This is a genomic window from Romboutsia sp. 1001216sp1 (genome assembly GCF_039841805.1).
Taxonomy (GTDB): Bacteria; Bacillota; Clostridia; order Peptostreptococcales; family Peptostreptococcaceae; genus Romboutsia_C; species Romboutsia_C hominis.
Genome location: NZ_JBDPHA010000002.1, coordinates 237,008 through 249,369, shown reverse-complemented (window position 1 = coordinate 249,369; position 12,362 = coordinate 237,008). Strand labels below are relative to the sequence as shown.

8 protein-coding genes and 1 pseudogene are annotated in these 12,362 nt (G+C 28.6%); 2 read left to right on the top strand and 7 right to left on the bottom strand.

Annotation, left to right across the window (positions count from 1 at the left end; translation table 11 throughout):
* Together ABHC41_RS04330 and ABHC41_RS04325 are read right to left on the bottom strand one after the other, a co-directional pair.
* Positions 1 to 185: pseudogene (locus ABHC41_RS04330) on the bottom strand (D-mannonate oxidoreductase); the annotation flags it as partial.
* Positions 186 to 723: 538 nt separating this feature from the next.
* Positions 724 to 1,644 (bottom strand): alpha/beta hydrolase, encoded by a 921-nt coding sequence (locus ABHC41_RS04325; RefSeq protein ID WP_092925555.1) that lies wholly within the window; start codon positions 1,642 to 1,644, stop codon positions 724 to 726.
* Positions 1,645 to 1,815: 171 nt separating this feature from the next.
* Between ABHC41_RS04325 and ABHC41_RS04320 the strand changes: the two genes are divergently transcribed.
* Positions 1,816 to 2,370 (top strand): TetR/AcrR family transcriptional regulator C-terminal domain-containing protein, encoded by a 555-nt coding sequence (locus ABHC41_RS04320; RefSeq protein WP_092925553.1) that lies wholly within the window; start codon positions 1,816 to 1,818, stop codon positions 2,368 to 2,370.
* Positions 2,371 to 2,615: 245 nt separating this feature from the next.
* Here ABHC41_RS04320 and ABHC41_RS04315 read toward each other — a convergent pair whose 3' ends face one another.
* The gene (locus tag ABHC41_RS04315) at positions 2,616 to 3,125 is read right to left on the bottom strand and encodes a DUF2798 domain-containing protein (protein WP_195238120.1); all 510 of its coding nucleotides are present in this window, start codon (positions 3,123 to 3,125) and stop codon (positions 2,616 to 2,618) included.
* A gap of 443 nt (positions 3,126 to 3,568) precedes the next feature.
* On the opposite strand from ABHC41_RS04315, the gene ABHC41_RS04310 reads away from it, so the two are divergent.
* The gene (locus ABHC41_RS04310; RefSeq protein ID WP_092925549.1) at positions 3,569 to 4,126 is read left to right on the top strand and encodes a spore coat protein; all 558 of its coding nucleotides are present in this window, start codon (positions 3,569 to 3,571) and stop codon (positions 4,124 to 4,126) included.
* A gap of 58 nt (positions 4,127 to 4,184) precedes the next feature.
* On the opposite strand, the gene ABHC41_RS04305 is transcribed toward ABHC41_RS04310, so the two are convergent.
* The 4 genes from ABHC41_RS04305 to ABHC41_RS04290 form a co-directional block, all read right to left on the bottom strand.
* Positions 4,185 to 5,093, bottom strand: a complete 909-nt coding sequence (locus tag ABHC41_RS04305; RefSeq protein WP_092925547.1) for an SDR family oxidoreductase — start codon at positions 5,091 to 5,093, stop codon at positions 4,185 to 4,187.
* Between the two features lie 190 nt (positions 5,094 to 5,283).
* Positions 5,284 to 7,200 (bottom strand): anaerobic carbon-monoxide dehydrogenase catalytic subunit, encoded by a 1,917-nt coding sequence (gene cooS / locus ABHC41_RS04300; protein WP_195581531.1) that lies wholly within the window; start codon positions 7,198 to 7,200, stop codon positions 5,284 to 5,286.
* Between the two features lie 259 nt (positions 7,201 to 7,459).
* Positions 7,460 to 8,776, bottom strand: a complete 1,317-nt coding sequence (locus tag ABHC41_RS04295) for an FAD-binding oxidoreductase (protein ID WP_166505527.1) — start codon at positions 8,774 to 8,776, stop codon at positions 7,460 to 7,462.
* 184 nt (positions 8,777 to 8,960) lie between these two features.
* The gene (locus ABHC41_RS04290) at positions 8,961 to 12,362 is read right to left on the bottom strand and encodes an FtsX-like permease family protein (protein ID WP_271893554.1); all 3,402 of its coding nucleotides are present in this window, start codon (positions 12,360 to 12,362) and stop codon (positions 8,961 to 8,963) included.

Sequence of the window (12,362 nt, the reverse complement as noted above, 5' to 3'; positions counted from 1 at the left end):
GCACATCCACCATTATCTACTATATCCTTAGCTTTAGCTTCACAAGCTTCTTTTCCAAGTGCAAGTATAGCTACTTTAGCTCCACATTTAGCTAAAGCTTCAACCATAGCCCCACAAAGTATTCCTGTTCCACCTGTTACTACAGCTACTTTATTATTTAAATCAATATTAAATGGTAATTTCATTTATTGTACCTCCACCTTCCTTATATACTTGTATACTAGCATATTATTTTTCCTAATTCAATACTTTTTCCTAAATTTTTACAATAAATTACAAATGAAAAGCACCTGTAAATTACAGATGTATATTTTATATACTTTTATTTGAAAAATACCTTTAGTTTTTCATTTATTAATATAGAATGAAATTTGAGAATAGAGCTATTTTATTCTTATGCTTAACTGAATTAAAGAAGTTTTTAATTAATTGTAAACATGCCCAAATGCTTAGAGACAATAATTTTTATAATTTTATATATTAAAAATAAAACCGTATCACTTACTTGTGATACGGTTCATCTCTATTTATTCTAATTATCTAAAACAAAAAACTACTTCCAAAAATGAATAAGGTAAAGGTGTGAAAATATTAAAATTGTTATTAAATAACTCTAATGCTATATTGATTAGTATACTAAGAACTTTTCATTAATTACCTTAAGACATTTACTTAATTTCTATTTATTACTTATTTTAATAATTCTTCTTATACTATGTTCGATTAGATATTTTCTTTATAAAAAGCTTCTAATTTTTCAACAGCTTTTCTAACTGGCTCTTCTTTGTCGTATAAATCATAGTGACTTACACCTTCAATAATGAATAAGTCCTTTTTCTTTGAAGCTGCTTTATTATAAAGTTCATGACCATCTCTATATGAGCCAAATGCTCCTTGTACATCACCAACAATTATTTGTAAAGGTTGAGTTAGTAAACTTTCTGCTAAATTAAAAGCATCAAAAGCTATCACTGATGCTACACTAGTAAAGTTTAACTTATTTGGAGAGTTAGGACTTTGACCTCTTGAAGTTGTGTAATAATCAACAGCTTCTATAATATCTATATCATTAATACCTGCTTGTTCTCTTTCCTCTTGATTTTTAGGAATCCAATTTGTAATCATTGTTTCAGTCCCACGAGCTTCAGCAGTACGTTGCTTAGAAATTGCTTCTAATGTTTTTATAGGATCACTACTTTCACGATATACACGGCCAATATTAGCACCCACTACTGTACCAACAGCTTTGATTCTTTTCTCTGTCATAGCAGCATTTACTGCATAACCGCCTCCTGCACAAACTCCTAATACACCAATACGATTTTCATCTACAAAATCAAGTGTTGTTAGATAATCTATTGCTGAGCGGATATCTTCAACTCTTGCAGCTGGTTCTTCGATATATCTAGGTTCTCCTTCACTTTCTCCTTGATATGATGCATCAAATACAATAGTTACATATCCTAGTTCAGCAAGTTTTTGGGCGTAGATACCTGCAGTTTGTTCTTTACAGCTACTTCCTGGATGAACACAAACAATTGCAGGATTTTGTTTCTTTTCTTCAGCATTTTCAGGTATATTTAAAATACCTGCTACTTGTAAACCACGTGCATTAAATTTTACATTTTTCTTATTTATTTTCATATTTATTACCACCTTTTATTAATTTATAAAATATACACTTGTGAGTTTTAATACTCTCGTGTATATTTATACTATATTATAAATAGAATCACTTCAATTACCAGATTTATATTTTTGTGTATTAATACACATTTTTTAAATTGTGTATACTAAATAAAAGGAGTCTTTTATATGAATAGTAAAATAGATAGAAGGATTATAAAATCACAAAAACTAATTCAGTCTACATTTTTAACAATGTTGATTAAAGATGGATTTGATGAAATCACGGTTAAAAAAATTACTGAACAAGCTGATATAAGTAGAAAGACATTTTATTTACATTATTTAGATAAATATGACTTACTAGATACAATCGTCAATCAGCAATTAAAGGAATTAGAAGAAATTTGTGCACAAAAAAAAGAAAAAGGATTTATAGAAGGAACGGTTATTTGGTTTAATTATTTTGAGCAAAATAAAGATTTCTTTTCGGCTTTGTTTTCGAGTAAAAGCACTGTTTCATTTAGAAAGCAGCTTCTAGATTTCATGATGAACCAACTAAGTAAAAAAATAAATAAGATAACTCATAAAAAAGATACAGAAATACTTGTAAGATTTTTAAGTATGGCTGTACTAGGAATTATAGAATCATTTATATTAGATGAATTAAATTTTAGTACAGATGAAATAGCAAAACAAGTTGGAGAATTGCTTGCTCAAAATATCTCCCTATATTCACATTAAAATACTTCATCATGTATTTTAACAATGTATAGTATAATTGTGAGTAATAACATAAAAATAAACAATATATTCTTTTATTAAATTACTATAATATATAAAACTAAATAAGTAATTTAATCTTTATTAATAAAACTAAAAAAGAGTTAGATAAAAATATGATAAATAAATATTTTTATCTAACTCTTTTGTTTTTACCAACCCCCGAATCGGATTTTTTCCCCCAATAAAATATAAATTAGTTATATTTAATAATTTTGAATTGTTTCACTTATATTATAGTTCGTTTCTTTATTTAACTGATTCTTAAAAGCACATCTAAAAATAAATCTTACAAGTGGTTGTATGAAGAATAGTTGCGCAAAGAATGCAAATGGGAAATTAATTACTATGTTTTGCATCCATTGTGTAATAAATTCTACAGTTATACCATGAAATAAAAATGCTGCTACAAATGACATCATCGGACACATTAATACTATTGTTGAACATATCATTACTGTAGTAATTATATATGGCTTTTCTTCTCTTGGATTTACAATACTAAAAGCTATTTTTTCTGAAAGTGGACCTGCTATAAGTATTTCTAATATGATTGCAAATACAAATTCAACTGGAATTATCTTAAGTGATTTTATAAATACTTGATTAGACATACCTCCTATTTCAATTGCAAGGTTGTAAAACACAAATAAAGGTACTGTTATCATTACAGTAAAAAAAGCGAAAAATATTTTTTGTAATTTTGTCGTTGGCATATAATATGCTCCTTCCTTTTAATAAAATATTTTTTAATACTTAAACAATAAAAAGACACATATAAGCATTTATATCGTAATCTAAATTACGTAGAAAGCTTCATATGTGTCAGTTATTTCAGTATTTTATTTTTTGTAATAAAAAAGACACATATGAGAATTTTGTACCGTAATCAGATTTACGTGCAATGCACTACATGTGTCGTTTCTTTTAGTTTAATATTTAATTACTTTTTTAGTTTATTATATTTTTTATAAAAAGTCAATTTAAATATTTCTATGAGTTTTATTCAGATTTTCTCAATATTTCTGATACTACTATATTCTTACTTGTACTTATTTGTAAAAAGTTTTACTTAAGAAGTATTTACCATGTAAAAATTTTATTTAATTTGGAATATTAATAATGTAGAAAATTTTATTTACTTAGGAGGAAATGTATTATGCAATTAACACCAGCAGAATTACATAATTTACACGAACTAATTTTAAGTTGTGTAAATAGTATAACAAATATGGCACTATATAAAAACCAAATTACAGATCCAGAACTAAAAGCTATGGTTGAAGCTCAATTCCCAGTTCATATACAGGATTATAACCTTAAGGTAAGATTTGTTAAAGAAGCTAGTGCACCTAATGAAAAATTAAATGTACCTCAGTTAAAAATAAACTTGCAGGACTTTACTACATCTCCTGTACAACCAATACCAGTTACACCTAGAACAGATATCCAGCAATTAAATGATAGAGAAATAGCTACAGGGTATCTTTTAACTTTAAAAAGAGCTGGTAGAGAATATGCTTGGAGTTCAATGGAAGCAACTAATCCAGTATTAAGAGAGTTCTTAAAAGATGCCTTTACAATGGCTTGTAATCATGCTTATGAAGTATCTGGGTGGTTAATTAAAAAAGGATTCTATCCTTTATGCTCTGCACCACAGACAGAAATAGATAAAGTCGGATCTCTTTATAATGAAGTACAGCAATTAAATTCATAATATATAAAAAACACTCATATTTATTAAATATGAGTGTTTTTTATATATTATTTATAAGTTAAGATCCAACTATAGCTCCACCATTAGGATGTAAAATCTGACCAGACATATAACTAGAATCATCACTAGCTAAAAATACAAAACTAGTAGCGACTTCAAATGGTTGGCCTGCTCTATTCATAGGAACTTTACTAGTATCACTGCCAAAAGTTTCTACTTGTTCAGCTGAAAAAGAAGATGGTATTAAAGGAGTCCAAATAGGTCCTGGTGCTACTCCATTTACTCTTATGCCTTTACTTATTAATGACTGAGAAAGAGATCTAGTAAATGTTAGTACTGCCCCTTTAGTTGCACTATAATCTATAAGGAGTGGCTCTCCTTTATAAGCTGTAATAGAAGTTGTATTAATTATAGATGCACCTTTTTTTAAATATGGAAGTGCAGCTTTTGTCATATAGAAAAAAGCATATACATTAGTTTTAAATGTATCATCTAGTTGTTTAGCTGTAATGTCTAGTATACTATTTTGAATAAACTGTACTCCATGATTATTGACTAATATATCAATTTTCCCAAAGCACTCTAGAGTCTTTTCAACAACAACATTAGACATTTCTTCATCTCTTAAATCCCCAGGTATTAATATACATTTTCTACCTAATCCTTCTATATAAGCTTTAGTTTCATTTGCATCCTTATGTTCACAAAGATATGAAATAGCAATATCTGCTCCTTCTTTAGCAAATGCATAAGCTACTGCTCTTCCGATTCCACTATCTCCACCAGTAATAATTGCTACTTTCCCTTGTAATTTACAACTTCCTCTGTAATATGGATTATCTGATATAGGTCTTGGTTCCATAAGATATTCTAATCCAGGCTGACACTCTTGATGCTGTGGTGGAAATAATACTTTTACTTTTTCGCATTTTTCCTTTTTCCCAATACTTTTATAAACTGGATACATATAGCACCACCTCTATTTATTAATTTATAAATAAAATTTAATTCAATATAAATTATATTAATAATTATGCTTACTTATGATAAAATATCCTATAAATAAATGTACTAATTCAATAAAAATAAATAAGCTATATTTTTAACACTGTATTAAAATATAGCTTATTTATTAAAAACACCATTTTTACAAAATATTATTTAAGTCCAAGTTTTTGTCTTTTGCTTATTATATGAGCTTCTATAGCCTTTGCAGCTTCAACTGGATCATCTCCTAAAGCTACTTTACCACCTGTTAGGTTCTCAACATCTTCTGTAAGAAGTTTTACTAGATTAGGAGCACCAGTAACAAATGGAGTAGGAGATAAATGTGTATATGCTCCATATGCTACTGCAAATATACCATCTATAGTAGCCTTTTGTTCCATCCACTCTGGAGCAGTAACTGCTATTGGAAGGTCTGGAATATCAACATCAAGGTGATCTGCTAAAGCAGTAACAAGCATTGATATTCTACCTGTATCAGTGCAAGTACCAAAACTTAGTACAGGAGGTATCTTAAGCATATTACATATTTCCTTTAATCCTTCCCCTGCATATTTTTCTACAGAATCTAAATTGCATAATCCTGCTACTTCAAGAGCATGATTACCACAACCTCCAGCAACTACTAATATATCTCTTTTTATTAATTCTTTTGTTATATTAACTGTATTCCAGTCTTGAGGACCATTTCTCAATGTAGAACAGTTTGCAAGCGCAACAACACCTTTTATTTTACCTTCTGTAATTACATCAACTAATGGATCAAGTTTGTTCCCAAGGGCACCTAAAACAGCTTCTGTTGAAAATCCTGCGATAGCTTTTGTAACATGTTTAGGTACCATAGGTTCAATTTTACCATGTCTTTTCTTAAAGTTTTCTATTGCTATTTTAATTAAATTATCTGACATCTCATTAGCCTTTTCTGGATAATATGGCATTTTATGTTCTGTACCAGGCACACCTATTATTGTACTTATGCTAACTAATGCTACTTGATATTTTTCAGCATATTGATCTATAGCTGGTGGTGAACAGTTTTCGTCCATAGCAATAGCATCTACAGTACCTGTTGCAAGTAGTGGTTCTATAGCCAACCAGTTGCCCATAAGGCCAACAAATACATCGTCTACTTCATATCTTTGTAGCAACTCTTGTCCGGTTTCAATAGAGCCAACTACTCTAATACCTTTAGCACCAGCAGCTATAGCTTCATCTTTATATTCACCTTTTCTAAGTTTTTCTATTGTAAGTGCTCCTACCCAAGGTTGATGTCCATTAAATACTATATTTACATAGTCAGGATCCATTATACCTAAGTCAACATTAACTTCATGAGGCATAGGTGTTCCAAATAATATATCTTGTACCATTTCAAGTCCTATTTGTGCTGTATATATAGTAGATAATCCTAATCTAAGACCTTTTGTAGCAAGTGATACATAATCTCCATCCACATTTGTTAAACAGCTTGCAATTGAGTTTTCAACTTCATGTTGAACACCAGAAGGATAAATATGAAGTTCTTTCCATACTGGTTTTCTTTTTTGTGGAGCAAAAGCTTCTGTCATTATACTAGGTTGATCAGGACCTACTTTCATTTCTTTATCAAGAAAATCAGCTAACTCAATAGCAAGTTTATTAATATCTTGATTAGCATCTATTCCTACTTTTTCACACATCCATTTTAACTTAGCTTCATCTTTTATTTTAAATGGAGATTTACCTTCCCCAGTAGCTCTAAGTGTTCTAAAAGCTTCAAATGCATGATGACCATATGTAGCTGCACCCATTATATTTCTCATAAGGAAGTTTCTCATAGCCATGGCATCTGCCCCGATACCACAAACGCCTTTATCAACTCCTGTTTTTTCATTAATTCTACAAGGACCATGTGTACATAATTGACAACTTAAACCTTGAAGACAAAACTTACATCTAATTTTTTCTTGCGGCTCCCATCTTGAAAACACACTTGAAAGGCCGTCAGTTTGTATTCTCTTTAACATTTCCTCAACTGAATCATGATAACTTACACGACCTTCTAATCTTTCTCTAATTGTTTCACTCATATTTTTGTATTAATCTCCTTTCTATATGTATATATTATTTAGTATTATTTACATATTATTTACATATTATTTACATACTTGTATTTTGTTATTGAATATAAACCCTACCACTTTTTTACAAATATGCATACAGTGATTATAATTGCTATGGCAAATACTTTTAAAAAGTAGGGGGTAAATGCAACTTAATGATTGTATAGGAGTAAAAAAAGAAATCACTATATTAAAACATAGTGATTTCAAGTATTTTTATAAAATATCATATTCCTTGAGGGTAATAAAATAAGTTATATGGATCATATTTTTCTTTTACAATTTTTAACCAAGGCACATTATTTCCAAAGTAACTATATAAGTAATTAGAGATATTAATGTCACAATAGTTGAGATATCCAAATCCTGCATATGGAAGTAAAGATTTTCTTAAATTGTTTACCCATCTAATTGTATCATTAGCATGCATACTATAATTAAGAGTCCACTGAGCATCAATTTGTACTAATATCTTAGCACCTCTATGAGGATATGCGCTAGGTAAATCTTTATTTTCTGCAATCTTTCCTCCCAATAGAAGAAATCCAATGTTTATAGGTGGCTGTATGGGCGGTGAATTGTCTAAATAGTTAAACATTATTTGGCAAGGTTCTTTTCCCAATGACTTATATGCTAATAATCCTGTAATTTTAAATCCTGTTGGTGTAGGCACAAAACCTGGGCGTTTCTGTACAGATTCATTAAAAGTAATATATTTTGTTGTATAATTTATTTTATTTGGAACTTTTAATAAAAGGCTTAAAGCTTTTTCCATTTCTTTTTCTGTACTTCGTACTCCTACTCCATATAGTAAAATAGTGTCTTTAGTCATAGTAACCTTAATTGTATACCTATTATCTAAATCTTCTCCTACTTTTTGAAATGCTTGAATTACTTCATATCTACTATTTTTAGGCCACATAGCATTCATTACTGTTACTTTATCATTTGGGTGTACTTTAAGGGTAAGCGACACTACCACTCCAAAATTATTGCTTCCTGCCCCCCTTAATGCAGCAAATAAATCTTTATTTTCATGTGAATTGGCAGTTATTATCCTACCAAAAGCATCTACTATTTGTGCTTCTACTAAATTATCACATGCTAGCCCATATTCTCTTTGTAAATATCCAACTCCTCCTCCTAGTGTAACTCCCGAAACACCAATAGATGAACAACTTCCTCCAACAAATGCAAATCCATATTCTTCAAGCTTAGAATAAAGTTGTTCTTGGGTGTACCCTGATCCTATTCTTATATAACCTTTATTAGTATCTATTTCAAAATCAAGTAAATTAGAAACATCTATAACAACAGCATCATCTGCCACAGAAAAAGATTCATAGTTATGACCACCACTTCTACAGCGAATATTTATACCTTTTTTTCTTGCCCAATTTACTGCATTAACTACATCTGTTATGTTATTAGGATATACAATTACCTTTGGGTAGTAGTTAAAATATAAATTTGCATTTCTACGAACAATATTATAAATTTTATCTGCTTTAGTTATAACAAGTCCTGTTAATCCTTCAATCATATTAATTCCACCTCTTTTTGACTATATATTATAAAACCAAACGTAATGTTATAATATGTTAATAACTTTAAGACTGTTATAGTATATAATTAAAGCCATAAATATAAAAATATATTATGAGTAACTTAACATATTCTTAAATATTAAAGGGAGTCGAAATTTCCGACTCCCTTTAATATAAATTTTACTCTACAGATTTTAGTGCATCAATCATATTTACATTTTTTAATTTTATATACATCATCACCATAACTAATATGGCAAAAAACATGGTAATTAAACCAGAGATTACATAACTACTAATATCTACAGTTGGTATCATCATCATATTATCCATCTCTGCTGTACTTACTAAAAATACATATAAAATTTTACCCAAAAATGAGCCTGCAAGTATTCCTAATATTGTTAGTATTATATTTTCTCTAAATATATACATTGCAACTTCATTATCATAAAAACCTAGTACCTTTATTGTAGAGATCTCTCTTATACGTTCAGATACGTTTATATTTATTAAGTTGTATAGTACAACAAATGCTAAACTTCCTGAAGCAACTATTATTACTATCATAACTAATCCTAAATCAGCAGATTCACTCAAGCTTCTTATCTTTGAAGTAAGAGTAACATTTACTACCTTGTCATTTTTCATAAGAGTAGTAGCTATTTTGCTTTCATCCTCTATATCTGAATTAAACTTTAGTAATTGTGAATTATATCTTGGTTCACTTTTAAATATCTTTTTATAATATGATGGTGATAAATATATATAATGACCAGCATAATTTTCTACTATATTATCAACCCTAACTTTATGAGTATTATTATCCAAATCAGTTACATTCATATAATCACCAACAGATACTCCTAAAAGTTTCGCCAATTTTTCATTTATAATTACTCCATCATCTGATAGTTTATACTTAGCTTTACTTACTCTATCATTTAATAATATATATTTATTTAACTCATCTATATTTTGTGGTACATACATAGTAGCAGCTTGCTTACTTATACCTGGTTTACTAAAAGTGACTGACTCTTGATAAATATTTAAACTACTTTCATATCCTTTTAAGTTATTTAAACTTTTATCATATTGTGAATCTTCTTTTTTAGTACTTTTATCCTTAAATACTACTATAGCATCATACTTTAATAATTTACCAAATTGAATGTCCATAAATGAAGAATTAGATTTTTCAAGAGATATTCCTGCAACAAGCATAGCCATACATCCTGATATACCAAGTATTGTCATTAACATTCTTTGCTTATATCTAAAAAGATTTCTAAATGTAACCTTTTGATTGAAGTTAAGTCTACTCCATAAAGGCGTAATTCTTTCTAACAATATCTTTTTACCAAGTTTAGGTGCCTTTGTTCTCATTAAATTAGAAGGATTTTCTCTTAATTCTTCTTTTAGTACAATTAATGATGCTCCTACTGTACAAAGTATTGAAGCTACTAAAGAATGAATTATATACGATGGATAATAGTTTATTTTAACCTTTGGTAAAGTAAATGTAGATGAATATGCTTCATTAATTATGTATGGAAGAATACTACTTCCAACTACTATACCAATTACACATCCAAAAGTACTAGCTAATGCTGCATAAACTACAAATTTTCTAGATATTTCTAAATCTTTATATCCTAAGGCTTTTAGTGTTCCTATTTCTACTCTGTTTTCTTCTACCATTCTCGTCATTGTAGTTAAGCATATAAGTGCTGCAACTAAGAAGAAAAATACAGGAAATACTGAAGCTATTTTATCTAAACTGTCAATTGAACCTTTGTAAGTTGAGTAACCAGGATTATCATTTCTATCAAAGAAATAATATTTACTATCATCTAAACCATTTAATTTTTCTTTATCTATCTCTTTTCGTCCATCTATTAGTTTTTCTCTATTTTCCTTGATTTCTTTTTCTCCATCAAAAAGTTTTCTTTCTGAATTGTCAAGCTCTTTTTTAGCCTTATCAAGTTCTATCTGACCTTGTTTTTTACCTTTTACAAGATCTTCTTTCCCCTTTTTAAGCTCTTCTTTTCCATTATCTAATTGCTTTTGAGCTTTTTCAAGTTGAACCTTTCCTTCATTAAATTCAATAACTTTTCCTTCATAGGCACTTACCCCTTGTTGATACTGAGTTATTCTAGCTACTAAGGTTTCTAGATTAGCTTTATTTTCACTTAAACTTTTACTAGCATTTTCTATTTCTTTTGAAATATTTAGAGCTAAAGAAGTGTTTGTTGGATTTTTTTCTAAACTATTTATTAAATTGCTTAATTCATTTAATCCCAAGCTAGGATTAAATATAATACTCTTCCAATACTGAATTTTTTCATTTGAAATTTTTTCACCTTCATTAAGGTTATTTGCACTTTCTTTCATATCATTTGAAAGTGTATTATATGTTGTAATTAACATATTTAAACCATCTATTTGATCTTTATACTTTATTGTACTTTGTGTAGGATCAATTCCTTGGTTTAAAAATTCTTGTTTTGCCTTATCAAGTTCAATTTTAGCTGTATTAAGCTGTTTTTCACCCTCTAAAAATTGCTCTTTTTGCTTATCAAGTTCCCTTTGACCATTATCTAATTGTTTTTGACCTTCAATTAATTTTCTTTCACCATATTTAATTTCTTGCTGGTACTTTTTCACAAATTGTTCATATTGCTTTTTACCATCAAGAAACTTTATTTTCCCATTTTCTATTTCCCTTTGAGCATCTTCAAGCTTTCTTTCACCATCTTCTATCTCTTTATAAGCTTTATCAAATTCTTTTCGTGCCTTTAATTTTATTTCTTCAATTCTTTCTATAACTCTATTTGAGTATAAATCTTCAAGATATTTATTATTTTCTTCCATCTTTTCTTTGTACTCATCACTATATGCACCAAGTTTTTCTACATTTTTAAATCGTACATATATTTCAGTATACATATCCATTGATATATCAGAGCTATTTAATATTGCAAAGTAATCTACACTTCCTTTTCCAACATTAGTTGTTCCTCTAGACATGTTATCTATATACATAGGACTTTGTACAAATCCAACAATCGTAAAAGTTCTCTTATTAAAATAATTATTTGAGTCTTCATCCGATTCTATTGTATACTTATCACCAATTTTTAGATTTTTATTTTCCTTTAAAGCATTTTCATCTAAAGATATCTCACCACTATTTTTAGGTAATCTACCTTCTGTAACAATAAGTTTATTTATATTGTTAGCATCATTTGGATTATACTCCATAAACTTAACAACATTATTTGTATTAGTTAAGTTTACATCTATACTATGTGTTGCATAGTAATCTAGAATTTTATCATTATTTTCAAGTAACTTTAAATCATTTTCATTAAGACCTATACTAGATACTATCTTGCTATCCATTAAGTTTTGTTGGCTAAAAAATTCATTTATGGATTCTTTTAAGTCTGGTCCACTTGATTTAATTCCAGAGTAAAAGGCAACTCCTAAAAAGATTATGGCTAATATAGAAATAAATCTTGCTTTTGAAGATAATATTTCTCTTGTTATTGATTTTTTATATGCTCTATTTTTCAT